Annotated in this window: 15 protein-coding genes; 7 read left to right on the forward strand and 8 right to left on the reverse strand. The window is 57.6% G+C overall.

Features of this window, described 5'->3' with window-relative positions; all coding sequences use genetic code 11:
• Window positions 1–205 precede the first annotated feature (205 nt).
• Window positions 206–1,207, reverse strand: a complete 1,002-nt coding sequence (locus tag O77CONTIG1_RS12220) for a class I SAM-dependent methyltransferase (RefSeq protein WP_068510942.1) — start codon at window positions 1,205–1,207, stop codon at window positions 206–208.
• A gap of 300 nt (window positions 1,208–1,507) precedes the next feature.
• On the opposite strand from O77CONTIG1_RS12220, the gene O77CONTIG1_RS12225 reads away from it, so the two are divergent.
• Window positions 1,508–2,509: a glycosyltransferase family 2 protein gene (locus O77CONTIG1_RS12225; protein ID WP_068510944.1), complete on the forward strand. Its 1,002-nt coding sequence runs from the start codon at window positions 1,508–1,510 to the stop codon at window positions 2,507–2,509.
• A 56-nt stretch (window positions 2,510–2,565) separates the two neighbouring features.
• On the opposite strand, the gene O77CONTIG1_RS12230 is transcribed toward O77CONTIG1_RS12225, so the two are convergent.
• A complete protein-coding gene (locus O77CONTIG1_RS12230; RefSeq protein WP_068510946.1) occupies window positions 2,566–3,549 on the reverse strand; it encodes a nucleoside hydrolase in 984 nt (327 codons plus the stop codon).
• 378 nt (window positions 3,550–3,927) lie between these two features.
• Between O77CONTIG1_RS12230 and O77CONTIG1_RS12235 the strand changes: the two genes are divergently transcribed.
• Complete coding sequence (locus O77CONTIG1_RS12235; RefSeq protein WP_068510947.1) at window positions 3,928–8,097, forward strand: CHAT domain-containing protein; 4,170 nt, start codon at window positions 3,928–3,930, stop codon at window positions 8,095–8,097.
• Window positions 8,098–8,137: 40 nt separating this feature from the next.
• On the opposite strand, the gene O77CONTIG1_RS26845 is transcribed toward O77CONTIG1_RS12235, so the two are convergent.
• Together O77CONTIG1_RS26845 and O77CONTIG1_RS26850 are read right to left on the reverse strand one after the other, a co-directional pair.
• Window positions 8,138–8,527 carry a mechanosensitive ion channel domain-containing protein gene (locus O77CONTIG1_RS26845; protein WP_286132287.1) on the reverse strand — a complete coding sequence of 130 codons (390 nt, stop codon included), beginning with the start codon at window positions 8,525–8,527 and terminating at the stop codon, window positions 8,138–8,140.
• 83 nt (window positions 8,528–8,610) lie between these two features.
• The gene (locus O77CONTIG1_RS26850; protein WP_286132698.1) at window positions 8,611–9,876 is read right to left on the reverse strand and encodes a mechanosensitive ion channel domain-containing protein; all 1,266 of its coding nucleotides are present in this window, start codon (window positions 9,874–9,876) and stop codon (window positions 8,611–8,613) included.
• Window positions 9,877–10,317: 441 nt separating this feature from the next.
• Between O77CONTIG1_RS26850 and O77CONTIG1_RS12250 the strand changes: the two genes are divergently transcribed.
• Together O77CONTIG1_RS12250 and O77CONTIG1_RS12255 are read left to right on the forward strand one after the other, a co-directional pair.
• Entirely contained in the window at window positions 10,318–10,539 is a 222-nt protein-coding gene (locus tag O77CONTIG1_RS12250; RefSeq protein WP_068510953.1) for a hypothetical protein, read from the forward strand.
• A 15-nt stretch (window positions 10,540–10,554) separates the two neighbouring features.
• Window positions 10,555–10,830, forward strand: coding sequence for an EamA family transporter (locus O77CONTIG1_RS12255; RefSeq protein ID WP_068510954.1), 276 nt, complete (start codon window positions 10,555–10,557; stop codon window positions 10,828–10,830).
• A gap of 21 nt (window positions 10,831–10,851) precedes the next feature.
• On the opposite strand, the gene O77CONTIG1_RS12260 is transcribed toward O77CONTIG1_RS12255, so the two are convergent.
• Complete coding sequence (locus tag O77CONTIG1_RS12260) at window positions 10,852–11,736, reverse strand: LysR family transcriptional regulator (RefSeq protein ID WP_068510956.1); 885 nt, start codon at window positions 11,734–11,736, stop codon at window positions 10,852–10,854.
• Between the two features lie 188 nt (window positions 11,737–11,924).
• Between O77CONTIG1_RS12260 and O77CONTIG1_RS12265 the strand changes: the two genes are divergently transcribed.
• Complete coding sequence (locus O77CONTIG1_RS12265; RefSeq protein ID WP_068510958.1) at window positions 11,925–12,416, forward strand: redox protein; 492 nt, start codon at window positions 11,925–11,927, stop codon at window positions 12,414–12,416.
• 61 nt (window positions 12,417–12,477) lie between these two features.
• Here O77CONTIG1_RS12265 and nrtS read toward each other — a convergent pair whose 3' ends face one another.
• From nrtS to O77CONTIG1_RS24505, 3 genes are read right to left on the reverse strand one after another with little or no spacing between them, the layout of a single operon-like run.
• Complete coding sequence (nrtS, locus tag O77CONTIG1_RS12270; RefSeq protein WP_286132288.1) at window positions 12,478–12,729, reverse strand: nitrate/nitrite transporter NrtS; 252 nt, start codon at window positions 12,727–12,729, stop codon at window positions 12,478–12,480.
• A gap of 56 nt (window positions 12,730–12,785) precedes the next feature.
• Window positions 12,786–13,229, reverse strand: coding sequence for a hypothetical protein (locus O77CONTIG1_RS12275; RefSeq protein WP_156435209.1), 444 nt, complete (start codon window positions 13,227–13,229; stop codon window positions 12,786–12,788).
• On the reverse strand, window positions 13,202–13,738 hold the full coding sequence (locus O77CONTIG1_RS24505) for a hypothetical protein (RefSeq protein ID WP_156435211.1): 537 nt from the start codon (window positions 13,736–13,738) through the stop codon (window positions 13,202–13,204). The genes O77CONTIG1_RS12275 and O77CONTIG1_RS24505 overlap by 28 nt, the downstream gene beginning before the upstream one ends.
• Before the next feature lie 129 nt (window positions 13,739–13,867).
• On the opposite strand from O77CONTIG1_RS24505, the gene cobU reads away from it, so the two are divergent.
• The gene (gene cobU / locus O77CONTIG1_RS12280) at window positions 13,868–14,422 is read left to right on the forward strand and encodes a bifunctional adenosylcobinamide kinase/adenosylcobinamide-phosphate guanylyltransferase (protein ID WP_068516484.1); all 555 of its coding nucleotides are present in this window, start codon (window positions 13,868–13,870) and stop codon (window positions 14,420–14,422) included.
• A 285-nt stretch (window positions 14,423–14,707) separates the two neighbouring features.
• Window positions 14,708–15,142 carry a hypothetical protein gene (locus O77CONTIG1_RS12285; RefSeq protein WP_068510961.1) on the forward strand — a complete coding sequence of 145 codons (435 nt, stop codon included), beginning with the start codon at window positions 14,708–14,710 and terminating at the stop codon, window positions 15,140–15,142.
• Window positions 15,143–15,154: the final 12 nt, after the last annotated feature.

The following is a 15,154-nucleotide window of genomic DNA, read 5'->3' on the forward strand; positions in this document are numbered from 1 at the left end:
GCGAACCAGCCTGTCTAGCACAATATAGCCCTACGGTCTTGCTCATGCGCCAGCGCTACTCACCAGTATGCCTAATTTCAGTATGCTTGGGGGACTCTGATTTTTCCTCGACCTGACGATACAGCTAGGGGTTGACCACCCTCTCACAAAAGGTAGAGAGGCAGCAAATGAGAATTGCCCGTTGGTCAGCGGTTCGCCCAAACACTTAGCGGGCACGGGCGATGACTGTGCGATGGCGCGGCGTGTTGCAGGTGATAGTGGGTAGCTCAAAACCTGCTTCGACCAGGGCTTGCTCCAAATCGAGCGAAAAGTATTGATCTAAATATGGCTCCGTGCTTTTGAGCAAGGTCAGAATGTAGGGCGGCATCTTGGCATAAATCTCTGAGCGGGGATTCATGTCCATCAGGGCGAACGTGCCGCCGGGCCGCAGTACGCGCCGCGCCTCCTGCAAAATCTGCACTGCTGCCGACTGGGGCAGTTCATGAAAAATCAAAAACGCAGACACCAGATCGAAGGAGGCATCAGGCAGACCCGTCTCTTCGGCTGCGGCGTGCAGCCAACGGGGCGCAGGCGCGTCGGGTGTTGGCCCCATGACTTGCAGGGTGTGCAGGCTGTTGGGCTGGCGGCCCGTGCGAGCGCGGTGACGGGCGATCGCCAAAAAGTAGGGCGACAAGTCCACGCCCGTCAGCGCTGCCTGAGGATAGAGCGATTGCAGCGCAAAGGTGCTCATGCCCACGCTGCATCCCAAATCGAGAATATCTTGGGGATTTTCGGGGCCTTGCTCCTTTAAGATGTCCAAAAAGCTCTGACGCAACCGCGTATCGCCCTCTGCGCCGCCATCGGGCCAGATGCGGGCATGAACCGCGTGGGCGGCGACTTCCACCTCCATTGCAGGCTCCCAGCCCAGGTTGCCCTCTTCATAGGCGTGAAAGGAACAGCAATAGTAGTCGGGATAAACCAGGTCGGGATTTTGCACCGCCGCCAAGTCTTCTTCCCAGGCGGGCGAAAAGGCCGCGTCTTCGCCCCGCGCCCGCAGCGCTTGCACCTCTTGCCGCCAGTACACGCCGATCGCCTCTGCCCGCTTGATCATCATGTTGCGGGCATTGTGCTTGGCCAACAGCGCCAGGGGCTTGATGGACAAGATCACATTGACTAGCCGTGAAGTCAGCGGCAGCGGGGCAGATTGTGAAGAAAGAGCAGCAGTCATGGACTAAACCTGTGATGTGACCAACGAGATTATTAAGCTGGATTGCTAAACCGTGGATACTAAGCCCCAGATCAACACTGGCTAACACCATCCCAAGTAAAATTTTAGTCTCAAATGCACTGCAAATACAGAATGGCTCCGCACCGCAAATTGGCGCTTCACGGGCGATCGCCCCAATGCCAAAACCATGCTTTAGCGAACTATCCCAGAGGGCAAGTTTCCATTAAACTCTTATCAGGATTTGCATGGTAGCACTCGACACCAACGGCAACACCACATCAGCAGGGACATCTGCCCACTATGCCCTCTTCTGTCTCAGTCTGCATTCCCACCTATCGCCGCCCCGATCTGGTGCAAGAAGCGGTGAGGTCGGTGCTAGAGCAAGCGTACCCCAACCTGGAAGTGTGGGTGAGTGATGATTCTCCTGATGACCTGACTGAAAAAGCCCTGGCAACCTGGATTGCTGGCCAGCAGATTCGCTATGTCCACAACAAGCCCGCTCTCTACCAGGCTGGAAACGTCAACCAGCTCTTTCACCTGGCAGAGGGCGACCTATTGATTTTGCTCCATGACGATGATCTGCTTGTGCCGGGGGCGATCGCCAGCCTCGCCGCCTGCTTCGATGCCGATCCGTCTATCAGCGCGGCTTTTGGTAAACAGTATTGGATGGATCACAAGGGTCGTGTAGACCTTGCAGCCTCCGTTGCCCTAAACGCGAAATACCGACGAGTCGCGGCGCGGGCGGGGCGACAATCTTGCCCGATGGAGTCGGCGCTGGTGGCGCAGTTTCCCAACGACGGATTTATGGTGAAAACGGCGATCGCCCGTCAGGTCGGCTATCGCGATCGGGCCGAGGTGGGCAGCGCTTGCGACCTCGACTTTGGGCTGCGGCTGGCGGCTGTATCCGAAGCTTTCTATTTTCTAGATGAATATACAGCCAGCTACCGCGCCACAGACGCATCCATCACCGCCACCCAAAACTATACGCACCTCACCTACGACCTGCTGCGGCGAGTGAAGTTGCCGATCGACCTAGAGCCAGTCCGCCTGGTGCAGTTGCAAAAATACGCCACCCCAGCGGTCAACTGCTGGCTCTCCCTGGGCGATCGCCTCTCTGCTTTTCAGGTCTATTGCTCGGCGGGCTACGGCTGGCGAAACCGCCTCTCGCTCAAGGGGCTAGCACAGGGAGCGCTACTGCTCTGCCCGCCAGCCCTAAGCCAGCGACTCGTGGCACGTCTACGGGGACTACGAGACTTGCTTACCCACAGCCAGCCCTCTCCCTCTCTAGCCCGGAAGAGCTAGAGCATCAGTGAGATGCCTGAATCAACCATCCATCTGGACTGCTGCCATTCGCAGCGTCAATCTTTAACCAGAATCTTCAAGTCCTCAATCATCAGCGCCAGCAAATTCACGCTGTCGATCTCTGTCGCCACCCAGGCGTTTGCACCCGGTTTGACCTTGTGGCGATTGTCCAGCAGCGTCTTGCCCCGCGTCCATTGGCCCAGAATCTCAATTTCCACCTGCCCCCGGCGAAAGCGCAGCGTTTCAGGATAGAACAAATACGCCAGCGTCGAGGCATCGTGTACCAAAAAGCCCTGCTGCCCTTCGGTTTCGCGAAACGCCAGCGCCGTGCCCACCATGAATTTGCACAAGCCCACCACAAATTTAGAAATCGGGCTGGTTGGCGCGACCTCCATCACCTGCTCTGCCATCGCTGGCGTAAACACTACATGGCGCGTCACGTCCAGCGGCAGCACGATCAGATTGTCGCAGGTCCCAAAGACCAACTGCGCCGCCTCTGGGTCGTAGGCAATGTTGAATTCGGCTTCCGGCGTGATGTTACCTGGTGCCACAAACGCGCCGCCCATGATCACAATTTCCTTCGCCAGCTTCAGCACACCGGGCGACTTTTTTTCGGCGGCAGCTAGATTGGTGAGCGGGCCAATGGCGATGATCGTGATTTCTCCTGGAGCCTGCTTCAGCTTTTCGATTAGCACCTCGTCCGAATAGCGGGCGGATTCGTAGCTCTGGGCGGGTTCCGGCAGCGTATGCGACAGGTTGCCCATGCCGTCTGCGCCGTGGATATCGCCCGCATCTTCGGCATCACCCTCCGAGCCGCCAATCACGCCCCGCGCCACCTCGATCGACTCATAGCCGCACAGCGCCAGCAGCTTTGCCGCCGCCGCAAAGGTCAGCCGTGCGTGGACGTTGCCATCCACTGCGGTCACGGCTACAAGTTCTGCGAGTCCCTGTTTAACCAAGCTCAGCAGCCAGAGAAATGCGAGGCTGTCGTCGCCGCCGGGGTCGGTGTCTAGAATCAGCTTGGGGGTGGAGGTTGCCATAGGGGTTCAGAAGGGTTCCAAAACTTATGTGAGACCGTATGCCCGTGGGATAGTTTCGACTGCGTTGCATCGATGCAACGCCAAGTTTGACTCCAAACCTATCAGAATTGCTCTGAGAGTTTTGTTGATCCACGGAAGTTTTTTAGGTTTTGGATTTTGGGTTTTGGATTTTGGATTTCGGCTGTTGACGAGTGTTGACGATAGTCATGGGAAAGTTTGAACTATTCATCTCCAATCCCTGGGTTAAGTTTTGCGATCGCCCATAGTCATTCAGCAAAACCCTGGCATAACGTGTGGACAGCCTGGATTCAAGCCTGGATTCAAGCCTGGATTCAGCAGTTCACCCAGCATTCACCCAGCATTTGAGGCAATTGCCCTATGCCCTGCCCCTCTGTGGTTTTGCCTTGCGATGACGGCGATCGCCATTTAACCAGGGCGATCGCCCCGGTGCGTCAGCTAGCCGCCCCCGATTTTGAAGGGCTGGTGCGAGATGACCGATCGACGGGCAGTTCGCTGGAGCGCGACGAGGGTTGTGCTGCACAGGCTCGACAGGGGCGTAGGACGACGGTCTACGGCGGCGCGGCGGCAGCTAGAACCGCAGCGGCAACGCTGGCCACGCTCTTGCTGCTGGGGTCAGGTTTCAACCAGTCCGCGCTGGCCCAATCGGCCTCCCAGACCGTGCAGCCTGGCCGCAACACCCGCGTCACGCGCCAGGGCAATCGGCTGGATATCTCCGGCGGGCGGCGATCGCGCGACGGTCGCAACCTGTTTCACACCTTCCGCCAGTTTGGGCTGAGCCAGGGCGAAATTGCCAATTTTCTATCCACGCGGGAGGTTCGCAACATCCTCGCCCGCGTCAATGGCGGCAGTGCCTCACTGATCGACGGCATTCTGCGCGTATCGGGCAGCAATGCCAATCTGTACTTGATGAATCCGGCAGGCGTGATTTTTGGGCGCAATGCACGGCTGGATCTAGCAGGTTCCTTTACCGCCACCACTGCCAGCGGCATTGGCTTTGCCAACGGCTGGTTTAGCGCTGTGGGCGATGCAGACTATGACACGCTAATCGGCAATCCGCAAAATTTTGCCTTTGCGATCGCCCAGCCAGGAGCCGTTGTGAATGCGGGCGATTTAGCCGTTGCGCCAGGCAACCACCTGACCCTGCTGGGCGGCACCGTGGCTAATACTGGCACCCTTTCTGCGCCAGAGGGAACCGTCACGCTGGCCAGCGTGCCCGGCCAAAACCGCGTGCGGATCAGCCAGACGGGCAGCCTGCTCAGCCTAGAGATTCAGCCCAGCGCCTTTCGCAATGGTCCCAACCCGCTGCCGTTCACCCCTGCCAGCCTGCCCGCGCTGCTGACGGGCGGCAACGTGACCCACGCCACTGGGCTAACGGTCAACCCCGACGGCTCGGTATCCCTGACGGGTTCGGGGCTGCCGCTGCCTGCCGATCCGGGCACCACGATCGCCAGCGGGCGGCTGGATGCCAGTTCCCCCAGCGGCACCGGCGGCGCAGTAAATGTGCTGGGCGATCGCCTCGCAGTCGTCAATGCCGAAATCAATACCAGCGGCGCGACGGGCGGCGGGCCGATCCAGGTGGGCGGCGGCTATCAGGGACGCGGTTCTGTGCCCAACGCCCGCCGCACCTACGTCAGCGCCGACTCCAGTCTGAATGCCAGTGCGATCGCTACAGGCCACGGCGGCCCAGTCGTCATCTGGTCAGACGAGGCCACCGCCTTTTCGGGAACCGTAAGCAGCAGAGGCGGCAGCCAAGGCGGTAATGGCGGTCTGGTGGAAATTTCGGGTAAGCTCAGCCTGGGATTTGACGGAACGGTGGATGCCAATGCGCCCAATGGCCAGGCGGGGACGCTGCTGCTCGATCCGTTCAACATCACCATCAGCGACTTGCCCAACTCTCCGGGTGTGGGCGCGGCGCTGCCCGACATTTTTGCCGACGAGTTTCCGAACCAAAATATCAACGTTTCAGTCGATTCGCTGCTCGATTTTGGCGGCGATATTATCCTGCAAGCTGCTAATAACATCACCGTCATCGACGGGCTGGATTTGTTCCTTAGCGATACGGGGGGCGATGGCACGATTCAGTTCGTTGCCGATGCAGATAACAACGGCGCAGGCAGCTTTAGCATGGGCACAAACAATACCCTGACAACGGGGGGACGCAATTTACTGATTTCTGGTGCATCGATTCGAGCCGGGAATCTCGACACAGGCGGATTTCTCTTTGAGACTACGGGCCAAATCAGCCTGCGGGCACCAGGCGACATTACCGCAGCACGGCTGAGTACGCAGAACTCGCTTGGCTTTGGCGCGGGCCCGGTAAACGTCATCAGCGAGCTAGGCAATGTCTCCGTCGAGTCAATCGATACTCGCAGCATCCCAGGGCCCGAAATTCCGTCTGCTGAGGGCGCGGGTGGCAATGTCACGCTGAGGGGCGATCGCATCCAGGTGACGGGCATTATTGCCGATGCGAACCTCCCGGCACCAACCAGCATTGCCACCCAGGGTAGCAACCCCCTCAATAATGGCACCATTACCATTACCCACGCAGGCGGCCCCGATAATTTCGATTTTGTCGTGGGTGCAGCGGGAACCCCCAACGGCACTCGTGGCAGCCTCTCGACTGGGATCAGCAGCATCAGCAACGACCAGTTCCCGGTCGAGTTCAACGGCAGCATCAACACAGCCACTCCTGGAATCACGATTAGTTCTGTCAACAGTGCCCCGACGCTCGACATTCTCAATTTCGACCAGGGATCGGGACAGCAGGGGCAAACGATTCGGATTTTGGTTAACAATCTAGGATTGTCAGCGAATGATGCTGACAGAGATACAATCGGTTTTCAAATTGCGGCGATCGCCCCCGGAGTCAGCATCACCCGCGACGGATCGCCCGTCGGGGTGGGAACCGTGATCAGCCCCAGCGACAGTCTAGACGTGACGCTGCCCAACACAGGCAATGACCTGACTTTTCTGCTAGACGTGTTTAGCGTCGTTGCAACCGACCCCAATGGCCAGGGCGGTGTCCTCAGTCGCTCCCCCGCTCGCCCGGTGCAGGTTAGTGTCCAACCCAGGTCGAATAATGGCGGTGGTAACGGCGGCGGCAATGGTGGCGGTAATGGCGGCAATGGCGGTGGTAACGGCGGCGGTACGGTACGTCCGCCTCAGCGCAACAGCACTGACAATGAATTCAACGAGGGCGAGGACGACTTTGGGGACGACTTTGAGGATATTGGTGTAATTGGTGACCCCTGGTTTCCCTCCATTGAACCCGATATCTACTACTTTGAAGATGAATTTAGCAGTGAGTTCATTGAGTTCTTGGGGCTAGAGGCAACGCGGCCGTTGTCGCTGGCAGATGGACGGGCGATCGCCTACGCCATTGAACAAGTCACCGGAGTCCGCCCTGGTTTCGTCTATATCAGCTTTGTGCCGCCCCAGTCGGGCCTACTGCGCGAAAGCGTGCCGCCTCAAGACACCGATCAGCTTGAGCTAGTGGTCGTCACGTCGCAAAACACCCTGATTCGCAAGCGCGTCGAAGGCGCAACTCGGGCCCAGGTGATGGCGATCGCCCAGGAATTTCGCAACGAAGTCACCAATCCCGCAAATGTGCTGAACACCCGCTACCTGCGGTCGTCCCAGCAGTTATATCAATGGTTTGTCGCGCCCATCAAAGCCGAGCTAGACGAGCGCGAAGTCGAAAACCTGGTATTCTTGCCGCCCGCCGGGCTGAGAGCCTTGCCCTACGCCGCACTCCACGACGGTAAGCAGTTCCTAGTAGAGCAATACAGCGTCGGCCTCATGCCCAGCCTCAGCCTTACCGATACGCGCTACGTCGATATTCGCAATACTCAAATGCTGGCAATGGGCGTGTCCAAAAGCACACAGGGTCAATCCCCCCTGCCATCGGTGCCCATCGAGCTAAACGCGCTGGTGCTAAAGCTCTGGCGCGGGCAGATTTTTCTAGACGAGCGCAGCACCCTGGCGAACCTCCGCGCCGCCCGTCAGCAGCAGCCCTTCGGCATCATTCACCTCGCTACCCACGCCGACTTTGTGGCGGGCAACATCGGCGCGTCCTACATCCAGTTCTGGGATGAGCGGCTGGGGCTGGATCAGGTGAAACAACTCGGCTGGAACGACCCACCTGTGGAAATGCTGGTGCTGAGTGCCTGCCGCACCGCGTTGGGCAATGAACAAGCCGAACTGGGCTTTGCCGGACTGGCCGTGCAAACGGGCGTGAAAACCGTCGTCGCCAGCCTGTGGTACGTCAGCGATGCTGCCACCACTGCCCTGATGACCCGCTTTTATGAAAACCTGGCCACCTCTCCGATCAAAGCCGAGGCACTGCGTCAGGCTCAAGTCGCGATGGCGCGGGGCGAAGTGGGCATCGACGAAGCGGGTCGCCTGCGCGGGTTGGGCAGAGTCGGCGACCTAATCTTACCTGCTAGCAGCAGTAGCGAACTGCGCGGGGCAAGCCCTGTCTCATCCTACTATTGGGCTGCCTTTACGATGATTGGCAACCCTTGGTAGACGCAGGAGTAAAAGCAGGATTTGCAGCAGCATGATTGCGCTAGTTTTGCTTCAGGCTGCGCGGCAAAGTTGGCGTCGGTTTACTATTACGGCGAATCACTGTAAATTGCTGCAACGGGGCTAGCTCGATACCGCGCTCATAGCACTTGCCCTGAATATTTCGCCGTAGCTCGGACTCGATCATCTCGTCATCGCGGAAGTTATTCGTAAACACATTGATTTCGTAAATCACACCCTGATCTGCAAACTCAATGTTCCGCACAAACGGCTCTGGTTCGGGCAATACGTCCTTCGTTTCTTTGGCCGCCTCAACCAAAATTTCGTAGGCTATTTGCCAGGGCACGTCATATCGGAAACCAACTTCTACAAACACCATTGGCGGCTCGTCTTCTTCGTCTCTCATTGACCCGCCCTGACGAAAATTAGTCACCGTCGTACCCAGCACTTCTGCATTGGGAATGCTGGCGTAATAGTTTTTGTCAGTGAGAAATTCGAGTCACCAATAGCCCTTTTTCAACTACTGTCCCCCGCCACATCACCAATTTCCACTTCGTCACCGAGCTTAAACGCGCGAGTATAGGTCAACAAGATGCCCGCGATGATGTTAGCAATGGCGGAACTAGAACCCAGCGAAATCAGAATCCCCAAGAAGATTGAAATGCCCTGAAAGGCATCGCTGCCCGCTCCTGGCAAGTAGGGAAATGCAATGACTGCGAACAGCGCTAGGATGAGAATCTGGGCAATGCGCTCGGTGGGAACCGCCCAATCTCGATCGAAGCCTGGAATGCTGAGATCTCCCTTGTCTATTTCAGAGAAGACAAACCTGGAGAATCGCATTAAATAGATGGCTGCGTATCCTAAGATGACCAGGAAAATCAGCTTGGGTAGGTATCCCAGAAAGCCAAAAAATAGCTGGCTAAAAACCGAAAAAATAGACGAGAAGATGCCGATTGAAACGGATTGGGTTGCCGGAAAAAACGAAAGAACTGTGTTGATAAAAATTGAGATCAGCGTCAGCAGCGCCACGATTCTGAGCAGCCCAGAAAACCGAATTAGATAGTTGGTTGCTTGCTGTGCTGACAGAAGCTCACGGCTACCCAAGCGCAGGGTGCGAATGCGAAATCGGTCGGAAGATTCTATTTTTTGATCAATCCCCTTGAATAGACGATTAATCAGAGAGAACAGCAGCGCAAAAATGAGCGTGGCGATCGCCGCTTTGCCGAGTCCTGCCAGCAGCTTTTGGGGCGATCGCGTATTGCGATACTCAATCACACCGTCTTTAATTTCTTCGAGATGTCGTCGGGCCAGGGCTTCTCGCGGTATCTCGGCAACATTTGCATCTGCCTGGGTAACCGCCAGCAGCAGCTCTTCCCCTGCCAGAATTTGAGTCACCCCATTGTTGGGCAGGTCATTTAGCCGAAAGTCTTCTAGCGGAATCTGGGAGTTTGTTGCCGCCGCCCGGATTGCTCTGGAGGCTTCGGTGGCTCGTTCGGCGCGGGATTTTGTGCCAATTGAGGCTTCCACGTTAAACAGAGGTTTGCCACCTAGGGTGACGGCTGCACCCTGAGTCGTTCTAGCTGCATCCTGCGGCTCAGGCTGCGGCTCGTCCGCAGGTTCCTCTGCTCTCGGCTCTGATCGGGGCGCAAAGATTTCTAGACCATCAATCTCTAGCGCGTGGCTCGGTGCATCAATCAGATGAACAGGTGCAACCTGGCTACCAGTCAGCAAACCACTAGCCAACAAACTGGGGACAGCAACCCAAAGCAGCGTTAGAAACACAATGCCCAAGGCTTGCAGCCCAGATCTAATCCAGGGAGATCGGGCGTGCGATCGCCCATTCCATGAACCTATTTTCCTAGAAGCTTTCCAGGGTTTCTTCCTTAAAGTCAATTTTTGAAACAAACTCAAATTTCGCATCTGAATCGCATTTTGATGAAACAACCAGGCTGTAAATTCAAAAAAGTATTCTAAAAAGCCAGGGATAAAAACAACTTCAATACGGACTAGAACAATACAGACTAAAACTTTGACAAAATATCCTCTTTAGCCGCATCTTATGCAAGATAATTCTATGCAACATCTGCAACATCAAGTTAACCTTCAGAACCTTCCAAATCGCCCTGAAGTGTTACCTGGATTACATCAATCGCTCACAGATTGCGCGTTTAGGGATGCCCTGAGTCACGTCTGGGTTCAGTTTTTGTAGTGTATCAAGTTATTATGCCGCGCGATCGCCTTCTGCCAATTTTACTAACCGCGCTGACCAGTCTTTTGTTTGCAGGCAGCTTCATTGCTGGAAAATTTACAACGGTCGAACTCAGCCCCATTTTGACTACCTTACTGCGTTACCTGATTGCCCTAGTCTTTCTCTCCAGCCTTTTGATTCACCACAAACAATTATCACTGCTTGTGCAAACAAAGGATGTTTTTCTACTCGTATAGCTGGGCTTATTCGGCGTGGTCGGCTATCACTTTTTCTTCTTTCTCAGCCTGCGATATACGGCGATCGCCAACACTGCCATCATCCACGCCTTCAATCCCATAATCACGGGCATCGCGGCGGCGCTGTTTATTCGAGAAAGGCTGACGTTGCAAAACTACTTTGGCGAGGCGATATTGCTCCGCAACGCTGGCGCGATCGCCCTAGTGGGTGTGCTGGCGCTGCGGCTCAAAGGCAACCTCGGCAACTTGGTCGGGCTGCAAATCAACCGGGGCAATAGGCCGGGGCAATAGGCTCTCGCCCTGAAATTTCGATCAGGCGGCTGACTGGCGAAACTGCCCCGTGCCCCGCAGCGCATCCAGAAACACAAACACGGCGGGCGGATGCAGCACGTTTGCCAAGACCGCAGCGCCGATCACCCGCTCTAGCGGCACCGGGAGCGATCGCACCTGTACGCCATCTGGAATCGGCAGCGCCGCCAAGCGGGGCAAAATCGCCGCCCCCAAGCCCTGCGCCACCATGCTGACAATGGTGGAGTCTTCTTTGACCTCATAGGCCACCCGCAGCGTCTGACCCCAGCGCTCCCAGTGATCGCGCACGGCGGAGGTACATTCGGCGTAGTTGTAGAGAATAAACGACATGCGCGACAGCGCCTCCCAAGTGAGTGGATCTGGCACAGGTCGGCAACCCGGCGGCAGCAGCACCACAAACTCATCCCGCCCGATTTCCCAGGTGTCAAACTCTTCAGCGCGAGGCAGGGGCACTAGCCCGATATCCACAGCGCCCTCTCGGAGGGCTTGCTCCACCGCCAGCGGGTCGTCTTCCGTCAGCGTTACCTCGATCTGGGGAAAGCGCTGGCAAAACTGGGCGATTCGCGGTGGCAGCAGGTGGGTTGCCGCACTGCGGAAGGAAGCCAGTCGCACCCGCCCGCCCTGCAACCCCCGCGCCAAGTTCACTTCATAGTCAATCCGTTCTCGCGCCTGCAAAATCTGCTGCGCCTGCACCAGCACCCGCTCGCCCAGTTGTGTCGGGTGCGCTCCAAACCGGCCGCGAGTGAGCAGCGATACGCCCAATTCCTCCTCCAGCGCGGCGATCGCCCGACTCACAGAAGATTGCGACACATCCAGACGAAGCGCTGCGGTCGAAAAGCTGCCCAGTTCGGCCACTGCTACAAACACGCGCAACTGGTCAATGTTCATAAAAACTGCCCACTGAGCTACCCCTAATCTGACACACGGCGAAACGGTATAGCACGGAAAATCTGACACATCTATCCACTTTTTACATAGATGCAACCCGCCTTAAGTTTTGTATCTGGCAAAAGCCCCGCGCTAGGGTAGCCAAAAAGCAGCATTGCACAGCCATACACCTTTCCCGCCAATCCACCATGTTTGATCTGATTTCCTACCGCAAATTCCGCGACACACCCAGCGTTCGGTTTTTCGACATCACCATTGCCAATTCCAACGCCCGCGACCTCGTGTTTCATGAGGGCCCCGCCGTCAGTCCCAACAACAGCGACGACGGACACTGGCAGTTTTATATGCACCCCAACCAGGAAGACAACCTGCTGGCGCTGTCGGGGGGTCGCACGTTCTATCTGGTGAACTTTTCCTGGGATTACCCATTCCATATCGTGCGGCTAGAGGCCAACGGCGAGATTTTGCGGATTCCGCCGGGGACGTTTCACCGCTCCGTGTCCGATCCCAACGGTTCCCTGGTGCTAAACCAGGCCGTGCGAACCGCCGCCGCGACAGTGGAAAGCGAGTTTCGCGTGTATAACAGTGGCGACATTCCCCGGCTGCTGCGCGTCACGTCGCAGTCTGCGCCACCCCCCAAAATGCACGGCTTTGACCGGGTACAACTGCGGGTTGCCTAGTCTGAAGAACACAATCTCTTCTGAACCACCAGGTTTGGGCGGCACGGTTCGAGAGTTGTGACTAAGGGCGATCGCGGCTGATGTGCTGCCCGTGGATATTGACCATGTAGGGCACGATGTAGGTGAACAAAACTGCAGCCCAGCGATCGCCACTCATCCTCCGGTTTACAATCGCTGCGCCGTGGTTGATGATCAGCAAAATGGAGCCGACCGTGAGCGCGACTTTAATCGCCGTCGGCGCAAGCTGTGGGTCGAGCAGGCTCCGCCCGTAGGCTTTGAGCGATCGCACTAGCGAAGGAGAGGCAGGTTTCACAAATCAGGTGCGTCGGCATTGACGCTTAAAACACGTTGACTTTGATTGAACCAGCCTCAGGTCATCAGTTCGCTATGCACCGATACCAAATGCTCAGCCAGTTTGCTGAGGCGCGATTCCAGGTCATTTTTGCGGGTCACGAGTTGGCGCACCTTCTGGCAGCGGGCGATCGCCAGACTCACCTGGGGCACGCGCTCCGGCGGGCACTCCCGCGACCACACCTTACCGTCTGCATCCAGCCCGCAGAGCCGATAGCCTGCTCGCGGCGACTTGTGAATCATGCCATCGGGTGCAGCGTCGCAAATCGCTTCCACATAGCCCATCAGCGCGTCGATTTCTGCATGGCGGATGAACTCGGCCTCTGGCGGCGGCGGGGTCGTGGGCTGCGACTCTAGCCAGCCGTCGATAATCGGCCCTTCCATGTGCAATTCTTGAATTTCAAGCTGGAGCCGCTGGAGTTCTCGCTGCCAGCTTAGCAGCGTACCCTCAATCTCCCGCAAAATGCCCAGCGCCAGAGCAGGATCCGTGGCATGGCGCGGCGCGGCCAGGGGCGCAAAAGGAAAGCCCGGCAGGTCAGGCGTAGCAGGCGCGGCGGGTGATGAACTGGTTTGAGCGAGGGTCGGGGAAATGGGCGCAGACCCGCTTGAGGAGGCGTTTGGGGACACAGCGGGCGCAAGTCCCCTGGGAAAGGCGGGGGAGAAATGGTGTGAGAAACCGTCGGCGCAACAGCTTGGGGGCTGGGGGCTACGGCGGAGCGATATGGCTCCGCAACGCTAGCGTGCCCCCCCTGTGATGCAGGCGGGAGTTTGCCGCCAAACGGCAGTTCTAGCAGCACGGGCGCGGCGGGCTGGGTTGCAGGTTGCGCCACCGATTGCACGACAGACTGCGCCACCGATTGCGTTTCTGGGGAAACCGTGGACTGTGCCCCTGGCCGATCCGCTCGTGGTTCTGCCTCTGGCAGCGTGTCGAGATGATTCAGCGTGGCTTCGATCCGTTGCAGTCCTTTCATGATGGGCGGGGGGAAAGCGGCTGTCGCCATTCTATCGAGGAATTTTGGCAACGGAATATGCTAAAAAGATTCTTCGCAACGTTTGCGCCCTTTTTCTCGCGTTTTTCCCGTCCTCTTACCGCAGAGAATATGCCCATTACGCTGATCACGGGCCCTTCTCGCTCCGGCAAGAGCGAATGGGCAGAGCATTTAGCGCGATCGCGCTCCGGTTCCGTGATCTATGTTGCCACTGCCCAACGCCGCGCCGACGATGCCGAGTGGCAGGCCCGCATCGATCAGCATCAGCAGCGTCGCCCCGCCGACTGGACATGCCTTGAGGAACCCGTAAACCTCGCTGCCCTGCTGGCGACTGCCGCTGCTGGCGAGTGCTGGCTGGTGGATGCCCTGGGAACCTGGCTGGCAAATGTGCTAGAGCAAGACGAAGACACCTGGCAGAGTACGGTTGCCACGCTGCTGGCTGTGCTGCGATCTAGCCCTGCGGATCTGATCTTGGTGGCGGAAGAGACGGGCTGGGGCGTGGTGCCGGCCTATCCGCTGGGGCGTATCTTCCGCGATCGCCTCGGTTCCCTAACCCGCCGTATCGGGGCGATCGCCCAGTCGGTCTATCTGGTAACCGGCGGCTACGCGCTGGATCTGACGCAGCTTGGGGTGCGGCTGCCGGAGCCTGACGGGGCGACCGAGTGATCGTGAGCCAGAGTATCAGCAGGAGCATCCCAAAAACCTTAAGAAACGCTTCGGTTTTACGCACCCTGTCGCCTGATGGATGCCGATAGGATGGACATATACAGCATTTTCTTGCGGGGTGAGGCACATGCTGCCCTCACGAGGCAAGGGCCTATTGACCATCCGTGTGCCTCACTAGCTTCAAAAACGCTGTAGAAACAATGCAATTAAGGCAATTTGAGTCGCAGGCTACTTCATCCAGTCGGGGCGATCGCAGTTTCAAGGACTTTGCCCCAGGAGGGCGGTATGGCTTCTCTCGATCAGGTTAGAGATTACTTGGGTTCCTGGTTTCAGCTTGGCAAGCGGGTGATTCTGCCGGGCAACGCAGAGCCGCTGCTGCCCAAAACCGTGTTGCAGGGCGATCGCTACAGCTACGACTTTGCCCTCGCTTGGAACATCCTCATGCAGCACGACCTGTCGCAGTGCTACCTGGAAGGCACGACGCAGAGCATTGCCGACCTGCTCTCGCCCGCCTGGGTGATTGAGTCCTGCGCCCGCTGCAATATGCCCGTGCCGATGCTGGATCTGGGACAGCGCAAGGAGCTTTCCTGCCCCTGCTCCGATCTAGAACTGTGGCCCAATATGGATCTGCCCGCGCCGCGATCGCCCGTCAGCAGCCAGGAACAGCTTGAGCAAATTCGCGATCGCCTGCGGCAAAACACCCCAAAATCCCGCCATTAGCGTTTCTTTGCT

This window comes from Leptolyngbya sp. O-77, assembly GCF_001548395.1.
GTDB lineage: Bacteria > Cyanobacteriota > Cyanobacteriia > Elainellales > Elainellaceae > Thermoleptolyngbya.

What these genes read in the sequence shown, in the direction of transcription:
- O77CONTIG1_RS12220 (WP_068510942.1), bottom strand. Translation starts at nt 1,207, where the DNA reads ATGACTGCTGCTCTTTCTTCACAATCTGCCCCGCTGCCGCTGACTTCA.
- O77CONTIG1_RS12285 (WP_068510961.1), top strand. Translation starts at nt 14,708, where the DNA reads ATGGCTTCTCTCGATCAGGTTAGAGATTACTTGGGTTCCTGGTTTCAG.
- O77CONTIG1_RS12250 (WP_068510953.1), top strand. Translation starts at nt 10,318, where the DNA reads ATGCCGCGCGATCGCCTTCTGCCAATTTTACTAACCGCGCTGACCAGT.
- O77CONTIG1_RS24505 (WP_156435211.1), bottom strand. Translation starts at nt 13,738, where the DNA reads ATGAAAGGACTGCAACGGATCGAAGCCACGCTGAATCATCTCGACACG.
- cobU (WP_068516484.1), top strand. Translation starts at nt 13,868, where the DNA reads ATGCCCATTACGCTGATCACGGGCCCTTCTCGCTCCGGCAAGAGCGAA.
- O77CONTIG1_RS12230 (WP_068510946.1), bottom strand. Translation starts at nt 3,549, where the DNA reads ATGGCAACCTCCACCCCCAAGCTGATTCTAGACACCGACCCCGGCGGC.
- O77CONTIG1_RS12235 (WP_068510947.1), top strand. Translation starts at nt 3,928, where the DNA reads ATGCCCTGCCCCTCTGTGGTTTTGCCTTGCGATGACGGCGATCGCCAT.
- O77CONTIG1_RS12225 (WP_068510944.1), top strand. Translation starts at nt 1,508, where the DNA reads ATGCCCTCTTCTGTCTCAGTCTGCATTCCCACCTATCGCCGCCCCGAT.
- O77CONTIG1_RS12265 (WP_068510958.1), top strand. Translation starts at nt 11,925, where the DNA reads ATGTTTGATCTGATTTCCTACCGCAAATTCCGCGACACACCCAGCGTT.
- O77CONTIG1_RS12260 (WP_068510956.1), bottom strand. Translation starts at nt 11,736, where the DNA reads ATGAACATTGACCAGTTGCGCGTGTTTGTAGCAGTGGCCGAACTGGGC.